Raw genomic sequence first — 24815 nt, 5'->3', positions numbered from 1 at the left:
GCGGGAGTTCATCCCGCCCTTTTCCAGTTACAATATGTAAGCCGATCAGTCGATCTTGCTGGTCGCGCGGTCGATAACGGCCTGCGGGAATTCGACGCCCATCTTCTTGGCAGCGCCGAGATTGATGACGAGATCTGTGCCCTTGGCGATGTCGACTGGAATATCGCCCGGCTTTTCACCCTTGAGAATCTTCACTACGACAGCGCCGGTCTGCTTGCCGACATCGTAATAGTTGAAGCCGAGTGCAGCCAGTGCACCACGCTTGACTGAGTCCGTATCGGCGGTGAAGAGCGGCAGCTTGCTTTCCTCGGCAACGCCGACGGCGCTTTCCAGAGCCGAAACGATGGTGTTGTCGGTCGGAACATACATGGCATCGGCACGGCCGACGAGGGCACGGGCTGCGCCCTGGACTTCAGCCGACTTGGTGGCTGCCGATTCAACGATTTCGATGCCTTCGGCGGAAGCGGCTTCCTTCAGTGCGGCCAGAAGCGACACGGAATTGGTTTCGCCGGAATTGTAGAGATAGCCGAGCTTCTTGATGTTCGGCATCACTTCCTTGATGAGCTTGATATGCTCTACCACTGGCGACATATCGGAAAGGCCGGTCACGTTGCCGCCGGGCTTCGTCATGTCCTTGACGAGCTGCGCGCCGACCGGATCTGAAACGGCGGTGAAGACGACCGGAATATCGCGGGTGGCCGAAACGACAGCCTGTGCCGACGGCGTGGAGATCGGAACTATCACATCTGGAGCTTCGCCGACGAACTGGCGGGCGATCTGCGCGGCGGTTGCCGGGTTGCCCTGTGCGGACTGATAGACGAATTTGAGGTTTTCGCCTTCCTTGTAGCCAGCTTCGGCCAACGCATCCTTCACACCGTCGCGTGCGGCGTCGAGGGCCGGATGTTCAACAATGGCGGTTACGACGACGGTGACGTCTTTTGCCTGTGCTGTAGCGGCAATGGCCGTTGCGGCCAGCAAGGCCAGAAGCATAGAACGCATGAAAATCTCCCCTGTTTTGGTGCGTTGCTTATCGGCAAACACCTTTTCTCCAATAACCTCAGATTGAAGGTTTATCCGCCAGATTTGAGGCTTAATCGGGTCCGGATAGACTGTCAACGTATCCGAAGGAAGCGCCCATATGGAATGCGCGAAAGCCGCAGGCACCGAACGCTGAACACTGTGTCAGTGTTCAGCGCCCTTCCAATCCGGCGCCGCGCCGCCATATTGGACAGGAACCAATCTTTTGCCCGCAATCAGGGAACATCATCATGAAGAAAATCGGCTTTCTTTCCTTCGGCCACTGGTCGCCGTCGCCGCAATCGGGAACCCGTTCCGCCAGCGACGCGCTTCTGCAATCGATAGACCTTGCTGTTGCCGCCGAGGAGCTGGGCGCGGATGGCGCCTATTTCCGCGTGCACCATTTTGCGCGCCAGCTCGCTTCGCCGTTTCCGCTGCTCGCAGCCATTGGCGCCAAGACGAGCAAGATCGAGATCGGCACCGCTGTCATCGACATGCGGTATGAAAATCCGTTCTATATGGTCGAAGATGCAAGTGCCGCTGATTTGATCTCCAAGGGGCGCCTGCAGCTTGGCATCAGCCGTGGCTCGCCTGAACAGGTGATCGATGGCTGGCGCTATTTCGGCTACGCGCCGGAAGAGGGCAAGACCGATGCCGATATGGGCCGCCAGCATGGCGAGGTGTTCTTCGAAGCGTTGAAGGGACAGGGCTTTGCCCAGCCAAACCCGCGCCCGATGTTTCCGAATCCTCCCGGTCTGCTGCGCATTGAGCCACATTCGGAAGGTCTTCGGGATCGTATCTGGTGGGGTGCTGCCTCGGATGCGACAGCCATCTGGGCGGCAAAGCTCGGCATGAATTTGCAAAGCTCGACCCTGAAGAAGGACGAGTCAGGTGAGCCTTTGCATATCCAGCAGGCCAAGCAGATCCGCGCCTATCGTGAAGCCTGGAAAGAAGCCGGGCATATGCGTGAACCGCGTGTTTCAGTGAGCCGCAGCATCTTCGCGCTGGTTGATGATCGCGACCGGGCCTATTTTGGTGGCGGAAGCAACGAGCAGGACTCCATCGGCTATATCGAGGAAGATCTGCGGGCGGTCTTTGGTCGGTCTTATGCGGCTGAACCGGATAAGCTCATCGAGCAACTCGAAAAGGATGAAGCGATTGCCGAAGCCGATACGCTGCTTCTCACGGTGCCGAACCAGCTTGGTGTCAACTACAACGCGCATGTAATCGAGTCGATCCTCAAGCATGTTGCGCCAGCACTTGGCTGGCGCTGAGTACTCTTGAAGACAGGCGGTGCAAGCATGTCTCCTGAAAGTGGAAACCGGTTTCGGGATAAAGATATGCGCAGAAACAGGCCACCGCCTGTTTTTATTCCATGCCGTAAATCGCCAGAAGCTGCTTCATGCGGCGGATGGCGAGGTCTGGCTGGTCGAGCACATTGGCCCGATCGGCAAGGCGGAAAATGTCGGCGTAGTGCAAAATGCCGCGTGCCGACTGCATTCCGGCTGGCATGGTGAAATGGTTCTGGTGACCGTTGAGCCAGGCGAGGAACACGACGCCCGCCTTGTAATATTGCGTCGGTGCTTCAAAGATTTTTCGCGATAGCGGCACGGTCGGCTCGATGATCGCGCGGAAGCGGGCATTGTCGCCAGCTGCCAGTGCCGCAAGCGCGCTGGACGCTTGCGGTGCGACCGCATCGAAAATGCCGAGCAGGGCATGGCTATGCTTGTTTCCGTCGCCTTCGATCAGCGGCGCATAGTTGAAATCGTCCCCCGTGAAACAGAGAACGCCGTCCGGCAGGCGGTTGCGCAATGCGATTTCATAACGCTCTTCCAGCAATGAAATCTTGATGCCTTCCACCTTGTCGCGATTGGCTTCGATGATGCCGATCACCGTATCAAGCGCATTGTCGAAATTTTTCGAACCCCAATAGCCTTCAAGCTGCGGATCGAACATATCGCCCAGCCAGTGCAGCACGACCTTTTCCCGGGCCTGGGCGAGAATCCGGCCATAGACCCTTACGTAATCGTCAGGTGACCTGGCTATGCGGGCCAGCGCGCGGCTTGCCATCAGGATAAAACGACCGCCATGTTTCTCGATGAAACCGGCCTGTGTCTCATAAGCCTTGATCACGTCATCAAGGCTTTTTGCCTCTGCTGGATCGAGATGATCTGTGCCAGCGCCAGAGGCAAGATCAGCGCCTGCCACGGTCCTGCTTTCTGCGAGTGAACGGCGGATCAGTTCCTGCGCGCCCGCCCAGTTCAGACCCATGCCGCGCTGCGACGTATCCATCGCTTCGGCGATCTTGAAGCCGAGGCCCCACAGATGATGACGGAAGGCCATTGTCGCGTCCCAGTCTATGGCCGGGTCGTTCCATGGGTGGGCATCTTTCAGTGGATCGGAAACTACATGCGCTGCCGCATAGGCGATGCGATTGAACTGCGGCGGGCTTGCCGGGCGCGGGGTTGGCGTCCCGATCATCGTGTAGGAACTCAGGCTTCCGTTGCCATCCGGCAATGTCACTTGATGGTTGCTCATGCCTGTATCGTTCCTCCGCTTTAATATCTGATTGTTAATTTAGAACGTTCCAAATGGCAATCCGGTCAAAAATTAAGGCAAAAATGTGATTTCAGCGCTCTCGAGTATGAAATGCGCACTTCTGTAAAAGTATGTACTGAAAAAGGGCTTTCAATTGTGGCAAAGTGAAGGCAAATCGCTGTTCCTGTCTCAGCTCTTGACAGCATTGGAACGTTCCAATTAAATCAATAATCGAAACCGGAGCAGGGTATGAGCAAGAACAGCGTCACCGTTATCGACATTGCGCGCGAGGCTGGCGTGTCGAAATCGACCGTCTCGCTTGTGCTGCGTGACAGTCCGCTGGTTCATGCCGAAACCCGCGCCAAGGTGCAGGAGGCAATCGAGAAACTCGGTTATGTCTATAACCGTTCGGCGGCCAATCTCCGCCAGGCGAAGTCGAAAATCATTGGCCTTGTGGTCAATGATCTTACCAACAGTTTTTTTGCCGAGCTTGCCGTGGGTGTTGATCGCGTCATGCAATCGGCAGGTTATGTGCAGTTTCTTGCCAATACGGCGGAAAGCATCGACCGACAGCGCGAAGTGATTGCGTCAATGCGGGAGCATGGCATTGCCGGGCTGATCGTTTCGCCGGCGCGGGGTACCGAGGCTAGTGATCTGAAACCATTGGCAAAAAGTGGCCTGCCGGTTGTGCAGATGGTGCGCGATGTGCCGGGTTCCGGTGTTTCGTCCATTTTGTCCGATAATCGTGGTGGGGTCGCGAAGGCCGTTGAACATCTGGTCGGTCTTGGCCACAGGAACATCGCCTTCATGGGCGGCTATGCGGACACGGCGGTATTTACTGAGCGCGTTTCCGGCTATCGCGTGGGTCTTGAGCAGGCCGGTATCGCCTTTGATGATGCGCTGGTCTTCACCTCTCCTCCTTCGCGCGCAGGCGGTGTGGAGGCCCTTGAACATATGCTGCGGGCAGGCATGAAGCCGACGGCAGCGGTGTGTTTCAATGATGCTGTGGCTTTCGGGGTCTGCGATGGTTTGCGCGCGGCAAATCTTGAGCCGGGCCGCAATTTCGGCGTCGTCGGCTTTGACGATGTGATCGAAGCGAAGACCGCTGTTCCGGCACTGACGACTGTGGCTGTCGATCCGCAAGGTTTGGGAGAGCGTGCGGCGCAGCTTTTGCTGAAACAGATCAATTCGGAACGGGTGGAGGCGGAGGCGCAGCGCTTGTCGGTGCGTCTTGCGGTGCGGGCAAGTTGCGGCGCGCAATCCAAAAAGGAGGAGAAAAACGCATGGCAAAGTGGGGCCTTATAGGCGCAAGCACCATTGCAAAAGAGTGGGTGATCGGAGCCATTCGCGCCACTGGCGGCGAAGTCGTTTCCGTCTACAGCACCAATGCTGCGCGTGGCGAAACCTATGCCCGTGAGAACGGGATTGCCCGCTCGGTGACAAGCCTTGATGCGCTGCTAGGTGATCCTGAAATCGACGCTGTCTATATCTCCACCACCAATGAACTGCACCGCGATCAGGCAATTGCAGCCGCCAAAGCGGCTAAGCATATCCTCTGCGAAAAGCCGCTGGCGCTGACGATTGGCGACGCGCACCAGATGCTGAAAGCCGTGCGCGAAGCGGGCGTTGTGGCAGGCACAAACCATCACCTGCGCAATGCTGCAAGCCATCGCGCCATGCGTGATGCCATTGCCAAGGGCAAGATCGGCAAGGTGCTTGCCGCGCGGGTTTTTCATGCGGTTTATCTGCCGCCGCATTTGCAAGGCTGGCGCATTGAACGCCCTGATGCGGGCGGCGGGGTCATCCTCGATATTACCGTGCATGATGCCGATACATTGCGCTTTGTGCTGGGTGAAAACCCGGTCGAAGCGGTGTCTTTCAGCCAGCAAGGGGGCCTCAGTGGCGCAGGACTGGAAGATGGCGTGATGGGCGTTTTACGCTTCCCATCCGGCGCGATTGCCCAGTTCCATGATGCGTTCACGACCAAATATGCAGAAACCGGCTTTGAAGTGCATGGCAGCGAAGGCTCGCTCATTGCACGCAATGTCATGACGCAAAAGCCGGTGGGAACCGTCATTCTGCGTGACAAGGACGGCGAGCACGAATTGCCGCTCGACCAGAAGAATCTCTACGAAACCGCCTTGCAGGCTTTCCATAATGCCATCGAAGGCAAAGGCCAGCCTTCCGCAACTCTGGAGGATGGCATCTGGTCGCTGGCGACCGGGCTTGCCGTGCTTGAGGCTGCAAAGACCGGTAAGGCAACCGCTGTTCATTCGGAACTTTGAAAATTATGAGCAAACATATTTCATTTGCGGAAGCAGCAGCACTTATACCCGACAACGCTGTCGTTTCGGTCTCCTCGTCGAGCGGTCTCGGCTGTCCGGATATGATGCTGAAAGCCATTGGCGAGCGGTTTGATGTAACCGGTCATCCGAAGAATATTACCACCCTGCATCCGATTGCTGCGGGCGATATGAGCGGGATCAAGGGTGTCGATTACATTGCCAAGAAGGGGCTTCTCAAGAAGATCATCGGCGGTTCCTATCCGTCGGGACCATCGAGCGCAGAGCCGCCGCTGATCTGGCAGATGATTACCAATAACGAAATCCCGGCCTATAATATCCCGTCGGGCATTCTGTTCGATATGCATCGCGAGGCTGCTGCCAAGCGCCCCGGCGTGCTGACCAAAGTGGGGCTTGATACTTTCGTTGATCCCAAGCGTCAGGGGTCGGCAATGAACGACAAGGCGCGTGAGGAGCCAGTTGTTAAACACGTCAGTTTTGAAGGCGAGGACTGGCTCTATTTTCCCAATATCGTGCCGCATGTGACGATCATCCGCGCCACCACTGCCGATGAACGCGGCAATCTCACCTATGAACATGAGGGTGCTTATCTTGGCGGTCTCGATCAGGCGCTGGCTGCGCGCAACAATGGCGGCATCGTCATTGCGCAGGTGAAGCGCATCGCCAAGGAAGGTACGCTGAAACCGCATGATGTGCGCGTGCCGGGCGTTCTGGTTGACTATATCGTCGTTGATCCCGACCAAAAACAGACCACGCAGACGCATTATGATCCGGCAATTTCCGGCGAGATTTTCCGTCCGCTCGATACGTTCCGCTTGGCCGAATTCAATATTCAAAAGGCGATTGCCCGGCGTGTCGCGCAGGAGTTGCAAACGGGTAGTGCGGTCAATTTGGGCTTTGGTATTTCTGCCAATGTACCGCGCATTCTGTTGGAAGAAGGGCTGCATGGTGCAGTGACCTGGGTGATTGAGCAGGGTGCAGTTGGCGGTGTGCCGCTTCTCGACTTTGCCTTTGGCTGCGCGTCGAATGCTGACGCTTATATGCCGTCACCCTATCAGTTCACCTATTTTCAGGGGGCGGGCTTCGAGGCCTCGCTTCTGTCCTTCCTTGAGATCGGACGCGACGGCTCGGTCAATGTGTCGAAGCTGTCATTCCGTCCGCATGTGACTGCTGGTGCTGGCGGTTTTGTCGATATTACTGCAAGGGCCAAGAAGATCGTCTTCTCCGGCATGTTCAATGCAGGGGCGAAATTGTCGGTCGCTGACGGCAAGCTGGTGATCGAGAAGGAAGGTAAGCTCAAAAAGCTCGTTAATGAGGTTGAACATGTTACCTTCTCCGGTCCGCGCGGGGTCGAGCAGAGGCAGGATATTACCTATGTCACCGAACGCGCGGTTTTGAAGCTCACGCCAGAAGGGATTGTGCTCACCGAGATTGCGCCGGGTGTGGATTTGCAGACGCATATTCTCGATCAAGCTGAGTTTCCGCTGATTGTTTCGGATCAGCTTAAACTGATGGATGAGGCACTGTTCCGTGACGAGCCGATCGGGCTTGAATTGCCGCAAAAGCCTGCGCGAAAGCTGGAGGCGTAAATGGCTCAACGGATAGAAATCACGACCGAGAACCATATTGCGGTCATGACCATCAAGCGGCCCGAAAAGCTCAATGCGTTTGATATCGAGCTGTTGCAGGAATTGTCTGCGGCCTGTGATCGGGTGGAAGCGGAGTGCAGCGTGCGCGTTGCGATCCTGACCGGTGAGGGCAAGGCTTTTTCCGCAGGCGGTGATATCAGGGCTTGGGGCGGCATGGAACCGGCAGAGTTCGGCCATGCCTGGGTGCGCTACGGTCATCGCGTGTTCGAGCGGCTTGCGACTTTGCGTGTGCCGCTGATCGCAGCAATGAACGGTCATGCTTTGGGTGGCGGGCTGGAACTGGCAGGTGCCGCCGATATTCGCATTGTTGAGCGACAGGCAAAAATCGGCCTGCCCGAAACATCGCTTGGTATGATCCCCGGCTGGTCGGGCACACAGCGTCTTGTGCGTCGTTTTGGTGCGCAGATTGTGCGCCGCATGGTGTTGGGCGGTGAAATGTTCACGGCCGAGGAAGCGCTGTCGCATGGAATTGTGGATGCCGTTGTCGAGACGGGCACAGCCTTGCAGGCGGCGCAGGACTACGCGGCGCGGGTGGCCAAGCGCGGACCGGCTGCGCTGGAAATTTCCAAATTGATGCTGTCCGTCGCCAATGGCGAGGACAATGGCACGGCAGTCGAGGCGCTGGGGTCCATCCTTGTCGCCAAGACCGGCGATCTGAAAGAAGGCGTGCGCTCGTTTACCGAAAAGCGCGAAGCAAATTTTGAAGGAAAATGGTGATGAGCGTAGTCGTAAAGCCGCAGCCGTTGACCGGGCTGGAAGTCCGCGAATTCTCGATGCTGATCGATGGCAAATGGGTTGGCAGTCAAAGCGGCGAGACTATTGAACGCGTGGCACCCGGCCACGGCGTCACGGTGAGCCGCTATCCGGCGGGCAACAAGGCCGATGTGGAGCTGGCGGTTGCAAACGCTCGCAGGGCTTTTGACGATGGGCGCTGGTCATCGAAAACGGCATCACAGCGTTCGCTGATTTTGCTGAAAGCCGCCGATCTGATTGAAGCACGAGCCGAAGAGCTTGCCTATCTCGACGCGATTGAAGCCGGCAAACCAATTTCTCAGGTGCGCGGCGAAATTGCCGGCTCAGTCGATATCTGGCGCTATGCGGCAGCACTCGCGCGTGATCTGCATGGTGAAAGCTATAATACGCTGGGTGATGGCACTCTGGGTGTCGTGCTGCGCGAGGCGATTGGCGTCGTTTCAATCATTACGCCGTGGAATTTCCCGTTCCTGATCGTGGGTCAGAAGCTGCCATTTGCTTTGGCCGCGGGCTGCACGGCGGTCGTAAAGCCTTCGGAACTCACATCCGGATCGACATTGTTACTCGGCGAAATTCTGGCCGAAGCAGGCGTGCCGGACGGTGTTGTCAACATCATCACCGGAACGGGCTCTGATGTTGGCCAGCATATGAGCACACATCCAGATGTGGACATGGTGTCGTTCACCGGCTCCACAGGCGTGGGCAAGCTCACCATGGCCAATGCTGCGCAAACGCTGAAGAAAGTGTCGCTGGAACTTGGCGGCAAGAACCCGCAAATCCTGTTCCCGGATGCGGATATGGATGCCTTCATCGATGCCGCTGTGTTCGGCGCATGGTTCAATGCGGGCGAATGCTGCAATGCCGGTTCGCGCCTCATCGTGCATCGTTCGATTGTCGATGAGATTGTCGGGCGCGTGGCTGATTTGTCGAAAAAGGTGATCGTTGGCGATCCGCTCGATGTCAGTACGCAGGTGGGAGCGATTATCACGCCACAGCATCTGACAAAGGTTGGGGCCTATGTCGATCAGGCCAAAAAGGCGGGTGCCGCAATTGCACATGGCGGCGATGTTCTGGATCTCGGCCTTGGCCAATATATGGGACCGACCATCATTGCAGGCGTGAAAGCCGACATGGCCGTGGCGCGTGAAGAAGTGTTCGGGCCGGTTCTGTCGGTTCTGTCCTTTGATACGGTGGATGAGGCGATCTCAATTGCCAATGCAGTGGATTATGGCTTGTCAGCAGGCGTGTGGAGCCGTGATTTCGATACCTGCATGAGCATCGGGCGCAAGGTGCGCGCCGGTACGGTCTGGATGAACACCTTCATGGACGGCACACCAGAACTGCCTTTTGGCGGTTATCGCCAGTCGGGTCTGGGTCGCGAACTGGGCCGGCATGCGGTGGAGGATTATACCGAAACGAAGACGCTCAACATGCATATCGGTGCGCGCACTGGCTGGTGGATGCCGCAGGCTAAGTAGGGAGTGACGGCTTTGGGAGGACAGCCGGATATCGTCATCATCGGATCAGGTATCGGCGGCGCAACAATGGCCGCCGGTCTGAGCGCATCAGGTGCGGACATTCTTATTCTTGAGGCAGGGGAGCATTTGCCGGACAGGCCGGAAAACCGCGACCCGCGCGCTATTTTCCAACAGGGTTTCTTTCGCCCGAAGGAGTTCTGGTACGAGACCGATGGCACGCCTTTCAATCCCGGCAATTATTACAATGTCGGCGGCAATTCCAAATTCTATGGCGCAGTGCTGGTGCGCTATCGGCGCGAGGATTTTGATGAGCTTGCGCATCTTGAAGGCGTGTCTCCGGCATGGTCCTTTGCCTATGACGAGCTTGAGCCGTGGTATTGCAAGGCGGAAGAGCTTTTTCAGGTGCGCGGTGAGTTGGGCGATGACCCGACAGAACCCTATCATTCAAAGCCCTATTCCTATCCGGCCATCCGCGATGAACGTCCGATTGCCGATTTGCGTGCGCGGCTGAAGAAGGCGGGGCTGCATCCGGCTTCCTTGCCATTGGGTGTTGATATTGAGCGCTGGCTGGCGAAGGCCAAAACGCCGTGGGACGCGCATCCCAACAGCAATGACGGCAAGATGGATGCGGAAACCTGTCCGTTAGCACTTGCGCTCAAACATCCAAATGTCAGGCTTGAAACCGCGGCGCGGGTAACGCGGCTGGAAACCGGGCCCGACGGCAAAACCATTACAGCCGTTCATTATGTGAAGAACGGCGAAGTGCTGGTCCTGCGTCCCAAGCTGGTTGTTGTTTCTGCGGGCGCTGTACAGTCGGCAGCGCTGTTGCTGCGTTCAGGACTGGCGAACCGTTCGGATCAGGTCGGTCGCAATTTCATGAACCATAATTCCAGCGCTGTGATCGCCTTCGATCCGCGCTATCGCAATGACAGCATCTACCAGAAGACTTTTGGCTTCAACGATTACTATCTGTCTGACGGGGCAGGCGGACCACCGCTTGGCAATGTGCAATTGCTGGGGCGGGTGTCGGGCGCGATCCTGAAATCCAATATGCCGCGTGTGTCCGAATGGCTTTTGAACCGCATTGCCGGGCATACGATTGATTTTTACGCGATGAGCGAGGATCTGCCGTCGCCGGAAAGTCGTGTGAGCGTGGATGGTGACCGCATCATTCTGCATTGGGTGCGCAGTAACTGGAAGGCGCATCTGATGCTGGTCGAAAAGCTCAAATCAGCGCTCCGGCAGGCGGGCTTTCCGGTCGTGCTGTCGCGCGCTTTCGACCGGCGCACCCCGTCGCATCAATGCGGAACTGTGCGCATCGGCAACGATCCGGCGACAGCGCCGCTCGATCCTTGGTGCCGCGCTTATGATCATCCCAATCTCCATGTGGTCGATGCGTCGTTCCTGCCGACATCGGCGGCGGTCAATCCGGCGCTGACCATTGCAGCCCAGGCGCTGCGCGTGGCGGACCATTTGAACCGGGAGGTGCTGGCATGAACCGTCAAAGACCTTTGGCGCTGGTAACCGGCGGGCGGCGCGGGATCGGGCTTGGCATTGCCCGCACGCTGGCCGCCAAGGGTTTCGATCTGGCGATTACCGACCGCGAGCGTGACGAAGCCGTCATCCATGAATTGCGCAGTCTTGGCGGAAAAGTGGCTTTTTTTGAAAGCGATCTCGCCGCCGTTGGAATGCATGCGGCAACCGTGGCCGCAGTGCTGAAAGAATTCGGCGGTATCGATTGTCTGGTCAATAATGCGGGTATGGGCTCGGTCGAGCGCGGCGATTTCCTTGGGCTGAAGCCCGAAAACTTCGACATGATCATGGATGTGAATCTGCGCGGCACGGTGTTTTTCACGCAGGCCGTGGTGAAGGTCATGCTGGCTGCAACCGAAGTGCGTTTTCCACGCAGCATTGTGACGATCAGTTCGGTTTCGTCGGTGATGACTTCGCCGGAGCGGCTTGATTACTGCATCAGCAAAGCGGGTCTGACAGCCTTCGTGCAGGGGCTTGCTCTGCGTCTCGCCGAAGCGCGGATCGGCGTGTTCGAGGTCCGTCCCGGCATCATACGCACCGATATGACGGCCAAAGTTGCCGAGCGTTATGACGGGCTGATCGAAGCCGGTCTGGTGCCGATGAAGCGCTGGGGAGAGGCGGGCGATGTCGGCGCGATTGTGGCCGGACTTGCCGGTGGCGATTTCATTTTTGCGACGGGCTCGGCGATCAATGCCGATGGCGGCCTGTCGATTGCAAAGCTTTAGGAACGGCATGATGGATTACGATTATATCATTGTCGGTGGCGGTCCTGCCGGTTGCGTTCTCGCCAATCGTCTGAGCGAAGATGCATCGATAAAAGTGCTGTTGCTGGAGGCAGGTGGCAGCGACTGGAACCCGCTGTTTCACATGCCTGCCGGGTTTGTAAAGATGACCAAGGGTGTAGCGAGCTGGGGGTGGGAAACCGTTCCGCAGAAGCACCTCAAAAACCGTGTGCTGCGCTATACACAGGCGAAAGTCATCGGCGGCGGCTCCAGCATCAATGCGCAGATTTATACACGCGGCAATGCCGCCGATTATGATCTATGGGCTGGCGACGACGGCTGCACCGGCTGGGACTATCGCCATGTGTTGCCCTATTTCAAACGCGCCGAAGACAATCAGCGCTTCAACGATGATTTTCATTCCTATGGCGGGCCGCTTGGCGTTTCGATGCCTTCTGCGCCGCTGCCAATCTGCGATGCCTATATCCGCGCGGGTCAAGAACTCGGTATTCCGTATAATCCGGATTTCAATGGTCGTGAGCAGGCAGGTGTTGGCTTTTATCAGCTTACCCAACGCAACCAACGCCGCTCGTCGGCATCCCTTGCCTATCTTGCGCCGATCAGGGATCGCCAGAACCTGACGATCCGCATCAATGCGCCAGTGCGCAATATCGATCTGGAAAAGACCCTAGTTACCGGCGTAACACTGATGAACGGCGAGGTCTTGCGCGCCAACCGCGAGGTGATTGTCTCGTCCGGCGCCATCGGTTCACCGAAGCTTCTGCTGCAATCGGGTATCGGCCCGGCTGATCATCTTAAGGAAGCTGGCGTGAGTGTGAAGCATGATCTGCCGGGTGTGGGCGAAAACATGCAGGATCACCTTGATCTGTTTGTCATTGCCGAATGCACAGGCGATCACACTTATGATGGCATCGCAAAGCTCCACCGCACGCTTGGCGCGGGCCTGCAATATATCTTTCTGCGCTCTGGTCCGGTGGCGTCCAGCCTCTTTGAAACCGGCGGCTTCTGGTATGCTGATCCGGATGCCCGCTCGCCGGATATCCAGTTCCATCTGGGGCTTGGTTCGGGCATTGAAGCTGGCGTCGAGAAGCTCAAGAATGCAGGCGTGACGCTCAATTCCGCCTATTTGCATCCGCGTTCGCGCGGGACGGTGCGGCTTTCTTCCAATGATCCGTCAACGGCCCCCTTGATCGATCCCAATTACTGGAGCGATCCGCATGATCGCAAAATGTCGCTCGAAGGCCTGAAGATCGCGCGCGAAATCATGCAGCAGGACGCATTGAAGCCCTATGTCATGGCCGAGCGCCTGCCAGGCTCGAAGGTCATCAGTGACGATGATCTGTTCGATTATGCCTGCGCCAATGCCAAGACCGATCATCATCCGGTCGGCACCTGCAAGATGGGAACCGATGCGATGGCCGTTGTCGATCTCGATCTGAAAGTGCGCGGTCTTGAAGGTCTGCGGGTTTGCGACAGCTCGATCATGCCGCGCGTTCCGTCCTGCAACACCAATGCGCCGACCATCATGGTCGGCGAAAAGGGCGCAGATATTATTCGCGGCTTCGATCCGCTGCCGCCAGTTCTGTTTTCATGGGAGAGAAACAAGAAATATCGTCCCGGCTGACGAACAACTTCGCCGGATTTCCGACGAAGTTGTTGCGCTCCTGTGACGGCTTCACTTGCAGTCTTTTGACGCTTTCACAATTCGTGCGTCGTAGACAGATTTGTCTGATGTAGCGAAGGCGACAAAGCCCTTCACCTGCTCTCCCGGTTTCAGTGTGCCGGATGCCAGCTTTTCATCGATCGTATCAGTGTTGAAGGTTTTCCCCGTATCACCATGGGCGATGAAGCAAACATCGTCGAGATTGATGTCAGCTTCCCCCGTATTGGCAACGGCAATGTCAAAGGTCTGGCTGAAGAAGACCTTTTCGCCGTTCGTCGTCGCAGATTGCGTGGTCGGAGTCGCGATGATCATAACATCATTGGATGCTGTCTGAGCATAGCTTGTTTGCGTCAGTCCAAAAGAAGAAAGAATAACGGCGAGTGCCATGCAATAATTTGCTTTCAAAATATATCTCCATAAAATATAGATGACAATATTCATTATTTTGAATTATATGTTCTATTAATGGCGAAATATAAGTATTATTTTGAATTTGTTGCTACTATTATTTAGCGCTTTATAATATAAATAACCAACAATATCGGAATTTTTCCTTTCAGGATGATCGGCGGGATGATTGATTCCGTCATTCACTTCAACGACCGCAAAATCGAATGGTGATACGCCCTCCAGACAAGCGGCATTCACGCCGAACTGGCTCGGATTGGAACGGCGCTGGTGGAAGGTGTAAATCCCGCATTTCGAGCAGAAATAATGTTTCGCTGTACCGGTATTGAACTGGTAGAGCGTCAGCGCATCTTTCCCTTCAAACACGTCCAGCTCGTCCAGTTCTGCGGAAACAGCGACAGCCCCGCGCATCCGGCAATAGGAGCAGGTGCAGCGCCGTGCTGTATGCAGGCCATTGGATAGTTTGACGCGAAAACGCACGGTCCCGCAGTGACACGCGCCATTGGCTTCCTTGATGTCAGGATTCATTTTCTCTCCTCGTACTAAATATTTGTTTTGACGCGCATCTTTTCTGATCGAAGCAGGATTAGAAATCAGTCCAGTGGACTAATTTCCCTGCGTAGGCGTTTCACACTTTTCGGGACGCACCCATACGGAAGCTATTTTGTTTTTTGCCGGTTTACCATCGCTGAAAACCGATTAAATTCGTGACCGGGAATACTTCCGGGAGGGTTTTGGCATGGGTGAATTTGTAGTCGTCACGGGTGGGAGCACAGGCATCGGAAGGCATCTTGTTTCTGCTTTTGCCGAAGCGGGCTACACGGTGGCCTTCAGCTACAAGCACGATGACGAAGCTGCACAATCGCTCGTGGAAGCCATTGAGGAGGCGGGCGGTCAGGCGCTGGGGCTTGGCTGCGATGTCGGAAGGCGCGTCGAGGTCGAAGCCTTCTTCGATGAGGTCTGTGACTGGTTCGGTGATGCGCCCGACGTGCTGGTCAACAATGCCGGCATCCAGGCCTGGGCACCCTTGCTGGAGCTTTCCGAGGATGGCTGGGACGACGTCATCCGCACCAATCTGAAAGGCTGTTTCCTCAACACGCAGGCTGCCGCAAAGCGCATGGTGGAGGCAGATAAGGGCGGTGCCATCGTCAATATCGGATCAGGCTGCAACAAGCTCGCCTTTCCGAAACTGGTTTCCTACACGGCGTCGAAGGGCGGGATAGAGCAGTTCACCAAGGCTTCGGCGGTGGAGCTCGGGCCGCACGGCATCCGGGTGAATTGTGTGGCCCCCGGTGCGATCCTCAATGAACGCACAGCAGAAGAGCAGCCCGATTATGCGGGCACCTGGGCGAGCATCACGCCGCTACGCAGGGTAGGAACGGCCGAGGACATTTCCGGCCCGGTCTTGTTCTTTGCTTCCGATGCGGCGCGTTTTGTGACCGGCCAGACGATCTGGATCGATGGCGGTGTCTTCTCGCAGGCCAACTGGCCTTATGAGGGGTAGTGGTGGTGATGGTTCCAGATCGTGACGGGCGTATAGACAGCTCAGACAAACAGGAAGAACCACCAGACCGGCGATGATAAAAACAGAGCCACAATTGTCCAGGTTGCCCGCCATGCCGTGCTTTTGGTGGCCAAAAAGCCTGTCGCAACAATAGCTGCGGCACCGAGCATCGTTATCGGCCAATAGATCACCAGCAAGGCAATTATGATTTGCCACCAAGTCAATGAAATCATGGCGCTTCTTAGAATGACCGATTTGAAGAAGCAAGGCAGTTAGCCTTGTTTTGGGAATCGGGTTGGCTCACAAGCTAATTTCGGTGGTGATCCCGACAGGAATCGAACCTGTGACCTACAGATTAGGAATCTGTCGCTCTATCCTACTGAGCTACGGGACCGACCGATAAGCATTCACCGGTGATTCCGGCATTGCGAATGCTTCCAGACACATACTGTTTTTCATGCCGGTCGCCAACCCCGCAAAAAGCGGGGCAGGCGGATTTATTCAGGCATCAGGCGGCGAGCGCCGTTTCCGCTACCGCCACAAAGTAGCTGACCCCATAGGGAATGGCATCGTCGTTGAAGTCATAGGCCGGGTGGTGAAGGCCGGGCGTGTCGCCATTGCCGAGGAAGATATAGGCGCCGGGGCGCGCTTCCAGCATGTAGGAAAAATCTTCCGCCGCCATCATCGGCTCGACGCTCTCGTCCACCTTGCCTTCGCCCGCCACGGCGCTGGCGACACGGGCGGCAAACTCCGTCTGCGCATCGTGGTTGTAGGTGACCGGATAATTGTTCTTGTAGCGCACGGTGATTTCCGCGCCGGTGGCGGCTGCTATACCGGCGGCAGCTTCACGGATACGGCGTTCGGCAAAGGCGCGGGTTTCCTTCTTCAAGGTGCGCACCGTGCCCGACAGCGTCGCCTTTTCCGGGATCACATTATAAGCCTCGCCCGCAATGAACTTCGTCACCGAGATCACAAGCGAATCGAGCGGATCGGCATTGCGCGACACGATGCCCTGAAGGGCAATCATCAGCTGGGAACCGGCCAGGATCGGATCGATGGTGCGATGCGGCTGCGCTGCGTGGCCGCCGCGCCCGGTAATGAAAAGGTCGAATTCATCGGTTGCGGCCATGATCGGGCCTTTTCGCATCGCGAATTGGCCTACCGGCAGGCCCGGCATGTTGTGGACGCCATAGACTTCCGAAATGTTGAAACGGTCCATCACGCCGTCCTCGACCATGGCGAGGCCACCGGCGCCGCCCTCTTCGGCAGGCTGGAACAGAAGCGCGACCGAACCGCGGAAATTGCGGGTCTCTGCGAGATATTGCGCTGCGCCGAGCAGCATGGATGTGTGACCGTCATGGCCGCAGGAATGCGCCTTGCCGGGATTTTGCGAGGCCCATTCGACGCCGCTGGTTTCAGTAATCGGCAGGGCGTCCATGTCGGCGCGCAGGCCGATGGCCGGGCCGTCGCCGTGACGTCCCTTGATGATGCCGACGACGCCGGTGCGCCCGACGCCTGTTTCCACGAGATCACAACCGAAGGATTTCAGCTTGTCTTCGACAAATTTTGCAGTTTCGTGCACGTCATAGAGAAGTTCAGGATTCTGGTGCAGTTTTCGCCGCCATGCGGCAATTTCCGCTTGCGTTTCAACGGCACGATTCAACACTGGCATTTTCTGAGGGCTCCCCGGATTGGGCATGATTTGAAGAAAACAGGATATGACGTTTCGGTGAAAGCGGGCAATCCCTGTTTGCCTTTTCATCGCCACATGGCATAGATAAAGAAAGCGTTAATCTCCCATCAGAGCGGTTCCAGTTGATACAGAGTCACTGGAACGGCTCTACCTCTATGTTTTTATGCATTATCCGACGCAAAACCGCTTCGCATTTTTGCTGGAAATGCTCTAGAGCGCAATTCGAACCCGCAGAAGTTGCAGGCTATTTCGATTGGAACTACGGAATGATGTCGAAATCATTGAAAATCTGGTTTGTCGCTGCTGGCATGTCCGCTACCGCGCTGGCGTCAGCTGCGGCTAATCCCTCGATTGCAGTGGATGTCGCAACCGGCAAGGTCTACCAGCAGCAGGAAGCTTTTCAGCGCTGGTATCCCGCTTCCCTGACCAAGATGATGACGGCCTATGTGGCATTCCGTGCGCTTCAGTCAGGCCAGATGACGCTGGATTCTCCGGTACGCATGACGGTCAACGCCGCCAAGGAGCCGCCGAGCAAGATGGGCTACAAGCCGGGATCGATCATGACGCTCGATACGGCGTTGAAGATCATGCTGGTGAAGTCGGCCAATGACGTTGCCGTTGCCGTTGCCGAAGCCGTGGGTGGAACGGAATCCGGTTTCGTGCAGCGCATGAATGAGGAAGCCCAGCGTATCGGCATGGTCGGCTCGCATTTTGCCAATCCGAACGGCCTGCACAACCCCAACAACTACACCACGGCGCGCGACCTCGCGGTTCTGGCCGTGCAGCTTCGCCGCGAATTTCCGCAATATGCGCATTATTTCGCGACCGAGGCGATCGATCCGGGTGCAGGCAAGAAGGTTCAGGCCAATTACAACATCCTGCTCGGTCGCTATGACGGTGCGGATGGGATGAAGACCGGTTTCGTCTGCGCATCCGGCTTCAACCTTGCAAGTTCGGCCACGCGCAATGGCCGAACTGTGCTGGCAATCATTCTCGGTGCCGATCGGCAGGAAGCGCGTGCGGTTCAGGCTGCACAGCTAATGACCGATGCGTTCCGCGCAAGTGCCGGTGGTGGCGCGACGCTGGCGACCTTGCGTCCGGCGGCTGGCGGTAATCTCAATCAGGCCGTCGACATGCGCAAGGCGATCTGCAGCCAGCAGGCCATGGCCGATCGCTGGGACGGACGCGATGTCGAAGGCAAGCTGAAAATCAATTCGCCCTATATCCATGCCATGGATCGCGACCCGGTTCCGGTTAGGGTTGGTTTGGTTTCCGAGCCGGGTCCGACGACCCGTCCGAGCCAGCTCGACATTTCGCAGATTCCGGTGCCGATGCCGCGCCCGCAGCGGGCAGCAGGCGTGAAGACAACGGCCATCAACTGATATGCGAAATCCCATTCCCGTTTCCGTGCTGACCGGTTTTCTCGGTTCAGGCAAAACGACGCTTCTCAACCGGCTTCTGAAAGATCCGGCGCTGAACGATACGGCGGTCATCATCAATGAGTTCGGCGAAGTCGGCATCGATCACCTGCTGGTCGAGCAGGCGAGCGAAGGCGTGATCGAGCTGTCCGACGGCTGCCTGTGCTGCACGGTGCGCGGCGAACTGGTGGATACGCTGGCAGATCTGATCGACCGCCTCCAGACCGGGCGCATCAAGACGCTGAAGCGCGTCATTATCGAAACCACCGGGCTTGCCGATCCGGCGCCGGTGCTGCATTCGATCATGGGGCATCCGGTGCTCATGCAGGCTTTCAGGCTCGATGGTGTTCTGGCGACCGTGGATGCCGTCAACGGCATGGCGACGCTCGACAATCACGCGGAAGCCGTCAAGCAGGCCGCTATGGCCGACCGCATCGTGCTGACCAAAACCGATCTTCCGGAAGCGCAGGCCGGACTGGCGGCACTCAAGGCGCGCCTCCATGCGCTCAATCCCGGTGCCGATATTCTGGAAGCTGGTGAAAAGCGCACCGGCTATGCGGCGCTTTTCGAATGCGGCCTTTATAATCCGGAAACGAAATCGGCAGACGTGCAGCGCTGGCTCAAGGCGGAAGCCTATGAGGACGAGCATCATGACCATTCCCATCACGGGCATTCCGATGGGCATGACCATGTCTGCGGGCCGGATTGCGATCACGACCACCACCACGATCACCATCATGGTCACGCGCATCATCATCACCATGACGATGCGATCCGGTCCTTTTCGCTTCGTCACGATGCGCCGATCCCGCTATCCACCTTCGACATGTTCCTCGATCTTCTGCGTTCGACGCATGGCGAGAAGCTGCTGCGGGTAAAGGGCATCGTGCAGATTGCCGAAGACCCGGATCGTCCGGTTGTCATTCATGGCGTGCAGAAGATTTTCCATCCGCCTGCACGCCTCCCGCATTGGCCGCAGGATAAGCGGGAAACGCTTCTGGTGATGATCGTGAAGGATCTGCCGGAAACCTATGTGCGGGAGCTGTTCGATGCGTTTTTGGGGCGTCCTGCGCTGGACAGGCCCGATCGTGTCGCGCTGACCGAAAATCCGCTGGCTATTCCGGGTTTTTCGCCCCGGAGCTGATACTCACTTCCTGCGAATAAGGAAGCGATGCAACGTCCCTTGACGCTCCTGCGTGAGGAGGGCGTGGCCTTCCTGCGCGCAGAAATGCGGGACGTCGATGCCTGACAGCGGATCGGTCGTTTCCACCCAGAGCAGCGCTTCGCTGGGCATTTTTTCCAGACGATTGCGGGTTTTCAAAACCGGAAGGGGGCATTTAAGCCCCCTCAGATCATAGACAGGAATGTCATCCTGCAAAGTCATCAGTTCCCGATGATCTTCCACCATGGCTTTTTCGGTTCGGGGGCCGCGACAGGTGCCGGTTGCTCGACATTCTGAGCCACCGTGCTGGCCGTCGTCATCGGCGAGACTTGCGATGAAACCTGAGGGGCAGCAGCCTGCGCTGTAACCGGGTTTGACTGCGGTGCGGGCACGGCTGCGGTCTGTGTTGCGGGCTGAGCCGGAACAGGAGCCGGTTGCGGCGTCGCCGCAATGGCCGTCGGCTGTACGGCTGGCATTGCCGGGCGAATGTCCGGTGCGCCTGCCTTTTCAGCGGAAGAAGCGGTGAGTGACGGCGGTTCCCGCGTTACCTTTTCACCGCGTGCGCGCGCAGCGCTCCAGGCGGAGACCAGCTTGGCTTCGGCAATGCCCTGAATGGACGGTGCCGGTGCCTTCTGGCTGGCGCTGAATGCCGACTGGTAGGTCTTTTCGTAAGACGCATAGGACATGGCCTCGCCGCCAACCGATGGCGGGCAGGCGTCCGTTGCGGACAGAGGCTGGCCGTCCGGCGTCGCAACGTTGAACACATAGCGCTTTTCGCAGACATCAACCTTCGGCGGCACCTTGGTGACCTCGAAAGCGTCGTAACCCTGCTTCAGCATTTTCCAGAAGGAATAATTCGGATCGCTCTTGTAGCGCGCCATGTTGGCAGCGGTCATACGGAACGGAAACGCCTGAATCTGGAAGTCGCGCTGGCCGCCTTTGAAGGCGTCGCGACCGAAGGCATAAATCTCGGCGACCTGTTCGTCGGTCATCGAATAGCAGCCCGACGACGAACATGCGCCGTGCACCATCAGGTGCTGGCCTGTGCGTCCATTGGCGCGGTCATAAGCGTTGGGGAAGCCGATATTGAACGAGAGATAATAGCTCGAATTCGGGTTCATCTGGGCGGGGCGGACGTTGTAGAAACCTTCCGGCGCCTGACGGTCACCCTCGATATATTTCGGCCCGAGCTTGCCCGACCACTTGCAGATTTCGTAGGACGCAATCTGGTCGTACTTGCCGTTGTTCTTCTGCTTCCAGACCTCGAGAGTGCCTTCCTCCTTGAAAATGCGCACCATGATCGGCGAGGTACGGGTCATGCCCTTCGCCTTCATCTTGGCAACGACTTTCTCGGGAAGCGGTTTCTCGGCCCGGAGGCTCAGATCGGATACGGACGAACCCTGACAGCCCGCGAGAAGCGCGGTTGCCATTACGGAGCCTAGAATTGCGGTTCTGATCTTCATGTCGCATCGAGTCTGTTAGAGCTACGCCAGAGACTTTATGAGCAAAAGCCAATTTCCTGAACGTCGAATTTTAAAACTGAAACCTTACGGTATCGTTTATAAATCCTTGCTCAGATAGCTAAAGCGCGTCGCGTTCTATCATATCTTTGCGATGCGCTTTAGCTGTTTATTTTCTGGAGCATGTCGGTTCCGGAAAACCGGTTTCCACTTTTCCGCGACATGCTTTGAAATCCAGCGCGTCGGCAATATGGCCGAATTTGCAGCATGATGCAAATCCGGGAGGCACGAGGCCTCCCGGATGAGTCTTCTTTTGTTTTGAATCGTGCATCTTGATCCGAAAACCGCATTATACTTTTCGGGATGCGCTCCAATTCTGGGCGAAATCAGATGTTGCGGCCGATTTCGAGGAACTTCTGGCGGCGTTCCTGCTTCAGCGTTTCGCCATCGATATCCTTCATCGAGCGCAGCGACGCGGTGATGATGTCGCCAGCCGCATCGATGACGGCTTCCTTGCCGCGATGGGCGCCGCCCAAAGGCTCAGGAATGATACCGTCGATGATCTTGAGATCGAACAGATCCTGCGCGGTGATGCGCATGTTGGAGGCGGCATCCTTGGCGCGGGTCGAATCATGCCAGAGGATCGAGGCAGCGCCTTCGGGCGAGATCACCGAATAGATCGAATGCTCAAGCATATAGACGCGGTTTGCAACGGCGATAGCGATGGCGCCACCGGAGCCGCCTTCACCGATGATGATCGAGATGACAGGAACGCGCAGCCGCAGGCACTCTGCCGTCGAACGGGCAATGGCTTCGGCCTGACCGCGTTCCTCGGCGCTGACACCCGGATAGGCGCCTGCAGTATCGACGAAGGTGATGAGCGGCAGCTGGAAGCGGTCGGCCATTTCCATGATGCGGACGGCCTTGCGATAGCCTTCCGGGCGCGCGGAGCCGAAATTGTGCTTCAGGCGGGTCTTGGTGTCGGAGCCCTTTTCCTGCCCGATGATCGCAACAGCCTGACCGTTGAAGCGACCGAAACCGGCCTGGATGGCTTCGTCATTGGCGAATTTACGATCACCGGCAAGCGGGGTGAATTCGGTGAACAGCCGATCAATATATTCCAGGCAGTGCGGACGGTCCGGGTGGCGGGCGATCTGTGCCTTCTGCCATGGCGTCAGCTTGCGATAGATGTCCTTCAGCGCATCGGCCGAACGCTTCTCGAGGCGACGAATCTCGTCGCTCATCTCGACGCTGCCTTGCTCCTGCGCGAGCTTTTTCAGCTCAAGAATCTGGCCTTCAAGGTCGGCGACGGGTTTTTCAAAGTCGAGATAGTTGTACATCGGGCCTGACTGTTCGTGCTTTTTCCAAAGGGATTAGCGCTATTGCGAGCCTGAAAAAGGCTGTTTTACGGCGCTTTACATATTCACTACTGGCTCATCTTGCAAATTTTCGATTTTCTCATAACCGGACAGAGCCTAATCGGCAAGCGGATGATGTTCGCTCACAAGCTTATGCAGTCTTTCCTCCAGCACATGGGTATAAATTTGCGTGGTGGAAATATCGGCGTGGCCGAGCAATTGCTGCACGGTGCGCAGATCGGCGCCGTTTTGCAGCAGATGGCTGGCAAAGGCATGACGAAGCACGTGCGGTGAAATGGCGGCGACCGACAATCCTGCCCGTGCGGCAAGCCCCTTCAGTTCGCGAGCAAAAACCTGGCGCGCCAGATGTCCGCTTTCAGAAAAAGCCGGAAACAGCCAGGGATTGTCATCGCTGCCGGGCAGCGAATCCCGCAAGGCGAGAAAGCGCTGCAAAGCTTCGCGGGCCTTGGGTGAAAGCGGAACCACGCGTTCCTTGGAGCCCTTGCCGCGCACCAGCAGAAAGCGGTGATCGGTGCGCGCGACGGTGACGGGCAGGCCGACAAGTTCCGAGACGCGAAGCCCTGTCGCATAGAGCGTTTCGAGAAGCGCATGAAGGCGCAAGGCCTTGATCCGTTCAGCTGGTTCGACAGCTTCACCGGCTTCGAGCACTGCGCGGTCGAGAAGCCGCGTGACGTTTTCGACACTCATGATCTTCGGCAGCGGCTTTTGCTTCTTGGGCGCATCGACCGTGCCGGTCGGATCATCCTGCCGATAGCCTTCCGAATAGAGAAAGCGAAAAAACTGGCGCAGTGCCGACAAACGCCTGGCCTGCGATGTCGCGGCAAAACCTTCCGTTGCCATGACATCAATGACGCTGCGAATATGGTCGGGTCCGGCTTCGACAAGATTGACGCCTCGGGCCGCCAGTGCCTCTGCCACAGCGGAGAGATCGCGTCGGTAGGATTCGAGCGTGTTTTCCGCAGCACCCCGTTCGGCGCTCATCATTTCCAGAAAATTCTCGATCGCCAGCGATACGCGCATCGTCACTCCTGCGGGGTCTGTGACGATTGGGGCAATTGGGGCGCCGTAGCGGCAGCTTCTGCCGCGGCAGGCTCGGCTGCGGGGGCTGACGGAGGCGCAATCGTCACCGGTTTCAGTTTCGAAGCCGGTATATCGACGGTGATCTCGCGTGTGTCTGGTTCAACGAAATTGGCAAGCGCATACATCGCGCCATAAACGATGGCGGCAACAAGGGCGAGAAAGAGGACGAGGCGCGTCAGCGTAGGCATTCATCTTTTATGCTGTGGCATTGAGACGAAAGCAAGGAGAGGGGGACGAAAGCAAGGAGGGGAAAATGAAAGAGGGAGCGAGCGTGCAATCAGGCAAAAAAGCCATGCTTGCGGCTGTGCGTGCCTTGAAAACCAATCAAAGCAATTGACGTCGCCCTGTTTTTCATGTAGAACCGGAACAAATGGACGAGGACAATGAGCAGCACGACAAAACAAAATAATCTACATGAGAAAGCGGAGCTGATCCGCGAACTTCTCGGTTCGAAAGTCGTGGTGCTTGTTGGGCTGATGGGAGCTGGGAAATCGACCGTCGGACGTAAAGCAGCGGCCTTGCTTGGCCTGCCGTTTCGCGATGCCGATACGGAGATCGAAGCGGTTTCCCGGATGAGCATTCCTGAATTGTTCGAAGCTTATGGCGAGGTCGAGTTCCGTGATCTCGAACGTCGCGTCATCATGCGCCTGCTCGAAGACGGGCCGATGGTTCTGGCAACCGGCGGCGGAGCCTATATGAACGCCGAAACACGCGCGGCAATCGGTCGTGCAGGCGTTTCCATCTGGCTTAATGCGGAAATCGATATTCTGATGGAGCGCGTATCGCGCCGCCAGAACCGTCCGCTGCTGAAAAACAGCGATCCGCGCGGTGTTATGCTGCGGCTGATGAACGAGCGTTATCCCGTCTATGCGCTGGCCGATCTCCAGCTCATGACCCGTGACGACAAGAAGGAAGTGATCGCTGCCGAACTGCTCGATGTTCTGGCCGGTCATCTCGAAGGTTTAGAGGCTTGATGGCTGTTCGGTAGAAAGAACCGCCGATTTCCCAGAGCATTTCCTGCTTTGCATGAGTCA

Annotated in this window: 24 protein-coding genes and 1 tRNA gene; 13 read left to right on the top strand and 12 right to left on the bottom strand. The window is 57.2% G+C overall.

The window, feature by feature from the left end; translation table 11 throughout:
* Positions 1-45: 45 nt before the first annotated feature.
* Positions 46-999, bottom strand: coding sequence for an ABC transporter substrate-binding protein (locus tag MKS82_RS13210; RefSeq protein WP_109987169.1), 954 nt, complete (start codon positions 997-999; stop codon positions 46-48).
* Positions 1000-1268: 269 nt separating this feature from the next.
* Here MKS82_RS13210 and MKS82_RS13205 point away from each other — a divergent pair, with 269 nt between their 5' ends.
* Positions 1269-2291, top strand: coding sequence for an LLM class flavin-dependent oxidoreductase (locus MKS82_RS13205; RefSeq protein ID WP_109986990.1), 1023 nt, complete (start codon positions 1269-1271; stop codon positions 2289-2291).
* 94 nt (positions 2292-2385) lie between these two features.
* Here the strand turns inward: MKS82_RS13205 and MKS82_RS13200 are convergent, their stop codons facing one another.
* The gene (locus MKS82_RS13200; protein WP_109986989.1) at positions 2386-3555 is read right to left on the bottom strand and encodes a dihydrodipicolinate synthase family protein; all 1170 of its coding nucleotides are present in this window, start codon (positions 3553-3555) and stop codon (positions 2386-2388) included.
* Positions 3556-3804: 249 nt separating this feature from the next.
* On the opposite strand from MKS82_RS13200, the gene MKS82_RS13195 reads away from it, so the two are divergent.
* Genes MKS82_RS13195 through MKS82_RS13160 form a run of 8 tightly spaced genes read left to right on the top strand, consistent with a single transcriptional unit; the run spans position 3805 to position 13638 of the window.
* Positions 3805-4860 carry a LacI family DNA-binding transcriptional regulator gene (locus MKS82_RS13195; RefSeq protein ID WP_109986988.1) on the top strand — a complete coding sequence of 352 codons (1056 nt, stop codon included), beginning with the start codon at positions 3805-3807 and terminating at the stop codon, positions 4858-4860.
* The gene (locus MKS82_RS13190; protein WP_109986987.1) at positions 4839-5840 is read left to right on the top strand and encodes a Gfo/Idh/MocA family protein; all 1002 of its coding nucleotides are present in this window, start codon (positions 4839-4841) and stop codon (positions 5838-5840) included. The genes MKS82_RS13195 and MKS82_RS13190 overlap by 22 nt, the downstream gene beginning before the upstream one ends.
* 5 nt (positions 5841-5845) lie before the next feature.
* Positions 5846-7447, top strand: a complete 1602-nt coding sequence (locus MKS82_RS13185; RefSeq protein ID WP_109986986.1) for an acyl CoA:acetate/3-ketoacid CoA transferase — start codon at positions 5846-5848, stop codon at positions 7445-7447.
* Complete coding sequence (locus tag MKS82_RS13180) at positions 7448-8224, top strand: enoyl-CoA hydratase/isomerase family protein (RefSeq protein ID WP_109986985.1); 777 nt, start codon at positions 7448-7450, stop codon at positions 8222-8224.
* Positions 8218-9738 (top strand): aldehyde dehydrogenase family protein, encoded by a 1521-nt coding sequence (locus MKS82_RS13175; RefSeq protein ID WP_109986984.1) that lies wholly within the window; start codon positions 8218-8220, stop codon positions 9736-9738. The genes MKS82_RS13180 and MKS82_RS13175 overlap by 7 nt, the downstream gene beginning before the upstream one ends.
* A 12-nt stretch (positions 9739-9750) precedes the next feature.
* On the top strand, positions 9751-11235 hold the full coding sequence (locus MKS82_RS13170) for a GMC oxidoreductase (protein WP_109986983.1): 1485 nt from the start codon (positions 9751-9753) through the stop codon (positions 11233-11235).
* Positions 11232-11996 (top strand): 3-ketoacyl-ACP reductase, encoded by a 765-nt coding sequence (locus MKS82_RS13165; protein WP_109986982.1) that lies wholly within the window; start codon positions 11232-11234, stop codon positions 11994-11996. Before MKS82_RS13170 ends, MKS82_RS13165 begins: the two co-directional genes overlap by 4 nt.
* Positions 11997-12006: 10 nt before the next feature.
* Positions 12007-13638: a GMC family oxidoreductase gene (locus MKS82_RS13160; RefSeq protein WP_109986981.1), complete on the top strand. Its 1632-nt coding sequence runs from the start codon at positions 12007-12009 to the stop codon at positions 13636-13638.
* Between the two features lie 51 nt (positions 13639-13689).
* On the opposite strand, the gene MKS82_RS13155 is transcribed toward MKS82_RS13160, so the two are convergent.
* Together MKS82_RS13155 and MKS82_RS13150 are read right to left on the bottom strand one after the other, a co-directional pair.
* Positions 13690-14064, bottom strand: a complete 375-nt coding sequence (locus tag MKS82_RS13155) for a DUF4354 family protein (RefSeq protein WP_240579031.1) — start codon at positions 14062-14064, stop codon at positions 13690-13692.
* Positions 14065-14139: 75 nt separating this feature from the next.
* Entirely contained in the window at positions 14140-14613 is a 474-nt protein-coding gene (locus MKS82_RS13150) for a GFA family protein (protein WP_109986980.1), read from the bottom strand.
* A 211-nt stretch (positions 14614-14824) separates the two neighbouring features.
* Here MKS82_RS13150 and MKS82_RS13145 point away from each other — a divergent pair, with 211 nt between their 5' ends.
* Positions 14825-15589 carry an SDR family NAD(P)-dependent oxidoreductase gene (locus MKS82_RS13145; RefSeq protein ID WP_109986979.1) on the top strand — a complete coding sequence of 255 codons (765 nt, stop codon included), beginning with the start codon at positions 14825-14827 and terminating at the stop codon, positions 15587-15589.
* 41 nt (positions 15590-15630) lie between these two features.
* Here MKS82_RS13145 and MKS82_RS13140 read toward each other — a convergent pair whose 3' ends face one another.
* From MKS82_RS13140 to MKS82_RS13130, 3 genes are all read right to left on the bottom strand, one after another.
* Positions 15631-15822, bottom strand: a complete 192-nt coding sequence (locus tag MKS82_RS13140) for a hypothetical protein (RefSeq protein WP_109986978.1) — start codon at positions 15820-15822, stop codon at positions 15631-15633.
* Between the two features lie 84 nt (positions 15823-15906).
* Positions 15907-15983, bottom strand: a tRNA-Arg gene (locus MKS82_RS13135).
* A 114-nt stretch (positions 15984-16097) separates the two neighbouring features.
* Complete coding sequence (locus MKS82_RS13130) at positions 16098-17261, bottom strand: M20 aminoacylase family protein (RefSeq protein ID WP_109986977.1); 1164 nt, start codon at positions 17259-17261, stop codon at positions 16098-16100.
* 287 nt (positions 17262-17548) lie between these two features.
* Between MKS82_RS13130 and MKS82_RS13125 the strand changes: the two genes are divergently transcribed.
* On the top strand, positions 17549-18664 hold the full coding sequence (locus MKS82_RS13125) for a D-alanyl-D-alanine carboxypeptidase family protein (protein WP_109986976.1): 1116 nt from the start codon (positions 17549-17551) through the stop codon (positions 18662-18664).
* Between the two features lies 1 nt (position 18665).
* Positions 18666-19844, top strand: coding sequence for a CobW family GTP-binding protein (locus MKS82_RS13120; RefSeq protein ID WP_109986975.1), 1179 nt, complete (start codon positions 18666-18668; stop codon positions 19842-19844).
* A gap of 3 nt (positions 19845-19847) precedes the next feature.
* Here the strand turns inward: MKS82_RS13120 and MKS82_RS13115 are convergent, their stop codons facing one another.
* The 5 genes from MKS82_RS13115 to MKS82_RS13095 form a co-directional block, all read right to left on the bottom strand.
* Complete coding sequence (locus tag MKS82_RS13115) at positions 19848-20105, bottom strand: sulfurtransferase TusA family protein (RefSeq protein WP_240579030.1); 258 nt, start codon at positions 20103-20105, stop codon at positions 19848-19850.
* A complete protein-coding gene (locus tag MKS82_RS13110; RefSeq protein ID WP_109986973.1) occupies positions 20084-21325 on the bottom strand; it encodes a L,D-transpeptidase family protein in 1242 nt (413 codons plus the stop codon). Before MKS82_RS13110 ends, MKS82_RS13115 begins: the two co-directional genes overlap by 22 nt.
* Before the next feature lie 383 nt (positions 21326-21708).
* Positions 21709-22662, bottom strand: a complete 954-nt coding sequence (locus tag MKS82_RS13105; RefSeq protein WP_109986972.1) for an acetyl-CoA carboxylase carboxyltransferase subunit alpha — start codon at positions 22660-22662, stop codon at positions 21709-21711.
* Between the two features lie 135 nt (positions 22663-22797).
* Positions 22798-23721 carry a site-specific tyrosine recombinase XerD gene (gene xerD / locus MKS82_RS13100; RefSeq protein ID WP_109986971.1) on the bottom strand — a complete coding sequence of 308 codons (924 nt, stop codon included), beginning with the start codon at positions 23719-23721 and terminating at the stop codon, positions 22798-22800.
* Between the two features lie 2 nt (positions 23722-23723).
* Positions 23724-23969: a hypothetical protein gene (locus MKS82_RS13095; protein ID WP_109986970.1), complete on the bottom strand. Its 246-nt coding sequence runs from the start codon at positions 23967-23969 to the stop codon at positions 23724-23726.
* A gap of 195 nt (positions 23970-24164) precedes the next feature.
* Here MKS82_RS13095 and MKS82_RS13090 point away from each other — a divergent pair, with 195 nt between their 5' ends.
* Positions 24165-24755 carry a shikimate kinase gene (locus MKS82_RS13090; protein WP_061344559.1) on the top strand — a complete coding sequence of 197 codons (591 nt, stop codon included), beginning with the start codon at positions 24165-24167 and terminating at the stop codon, positions 24753-24755.
* The last annotated feature ends 60 nt before the right edge of the window (positions 24756-24815 follow it).

Source organism: Ochrobactrum sp. A-1 (assembly GCF_022488005.1).
In the GTDB taxonomy this organism is placed as follows: domain Bacteria; phylum Pseudomonadota; class Alphaproteobacteria; order Rhizobiales; family Rhizobiaceae; genus Brucella.
Note: the sequence above shows the minus strand (reverse complement) of the source record. Positions and strands in the feature narration are given on the sequence as shown.

What these genes read in the sequence shown, in the direction of transcription:
- MKS82_RS13210 (WP_109987169.1), bottom strand. Translation starts at nt 999, where the DNA reads ATGCGTTCTATGCTTCTGGCCTTGCTGGCCGCAACGGCCATTGCCGCT.
- MKS82_RS13205 (WP_109986990.1), top strand. Translation starts at nt 1,269, where the DNA reads ATGAAGAAAATCGGCTTTCTTTCCTTCGGCCACTGGTCGCCGTCGCCG.
- MKS82_RS13200 (WP_109986989.1), bottom strand. Translation starts at nt 3,555, where the DNA reads ATGAGCAACCATCAAGTGACATTGCCGGATGGCAACGGAAGCCTGAGT.
- MKS82_RS13195 (WP_109986988.1), top strand. Translation starts at nt 3,805, where the DNA reads ATGAGCAAGAACAGCGTCACCGTTATCGACATTGCGCGCGAGGCTGGC.
- MKS82_RS13190 (WP_109986987.1), top strand. Translation starts at nt 4,839, where the DNA reads ATGGCAAAGTGGGGCCTTATAGGCGCAAGCACCATTGCAAAAGAGTGG.
- MKS82_RS13185 (WP_109986986.1), top strand. Translation starts at nt 5,846, where the DNA reads ATGAGCAAACATATTTCATTTGCGGAAGCAGCAGCACTTATACCCGAC.
- MKS82_RS13180 (WP_109986985.1), top strand. Translation starts at nt 7,448, where the DNA reads ATGGCTCAACGGATAGAAATCACGACCGAGAACCATATTGCGGTCATG.
- MKS82_RS13175 (WP_109986984.1), top strand. Translation starts at nt 8,218, where the DNA reads ATGGTGATGAGCGTAGTCGTAAAGCCGCAGCCGTTGACCGGGCTGGAA.
- MKS82_RS13165 (WP_109986982.1), top strand. Translation starts at nt 11,232, where the DNA reads ATGAACCGTCAAAGACCTTTGGCGCTGGTAACCGGCGGGCGGCGCGGG.
- MKS82_RS13160 (WP_109986981.1), top strand. Translation starts at nt 12,007, where the DNA reads ATGGATTACGATTATATCATTGTCGGTGGCGGTCCTGCCGGTTGCGTT.
- MKS82_RS13155 (WP_240579031.1), bottom strand. Translation starts at nt 14,064, where the DNA reads ATGGCACTCGCCGTTATTCTTTCTTCTTTTGGACTGACGCAAACAAGC.
- MKS82_RS13150 (WP_109986980.1), bottom strand. Translation starts at nt 14,613, where the DNA reads ATGAATCCTGACATCAAGGAAGCCAATGGCGCGTGTCACTGCGGGACC.
- MKS82_RS13145 (WP_109986979.1), top strand. Translation starts at nt 14,825, where the DNA reads ATGGGTGAATTTGTAGTCGTCACGGGTGGGAGCACAGGCATCGGAAGG.
- MKS82_RS13140 (WP_109986978.1), bottom strand. Translation starts at nt 15,822, where the DNA reads ATGATTTCATTGACTTGGTGGCAAATCATAATTGCCTTGCTGGTGATC.
- MKS82_RS13130 (WP_109986977.1), bottom strand. Translation starts at nt 17,261, where the DNA reads ATGCCAGTGTTGAATCGTGCCGTTGAAACGCAAGCGGAAATTGCCGCA.
- MKS82_RS13125 (WP_109986976.1), top strand. Translation starts at nt 17,549, where the DNA reads ATGATGTCGAAATCATTGAAAATCTGGTTTGTCGCTGCTGGCATGTCC.
- MKS82_RS13120 (WP_109986975.1), top strand. Translation starts at nt 18,666, where the DNA reads ATGCGAAATCCCATTCCCGTTTCCGTGCTGACCGGTTTTCTCGGTTCA.
- MKS82_RS13110 (WP_109986973.1), bottom strand. Translation starts at nt 21,325, where the DNA reads ATGAAGATCAGAACCGCAATTCTAGGCTCCGTAATGGCAACCGCGCTT.
- MKS82_RS13105 (WP_109986972.1), bottom strand. Translation starts at nt 22,662, where the DNA reads ATGTACAACTATCTCGACTTTGAAAAACCCGTCGCCGACCTTGAAGGC.
- xerD (WP_109986971.1), bottom strand. Translation starts at nt 23,721, where the DNA reads ATGCGCGTATCGCTGGCGATCGAGAATTTTCTGGAAATGATGAGCGCC.
- MKS82_RS13095 (WP_109986970.1), bottom strand. Translation starts at nt 23,969, where the DNA reads ATGCCTACGCTGACGCGCCTCGTCCTCTTTCTCGCCCTTGTTGCCGCC.
- MKS82_RS13090 (WP_061344559.1), top strand. Translation starts at nt 24,165, where the DNA reads ATGAGCAGCACGACAAAACAAAATAATCTACATGAGAAAGCGGAGCTG.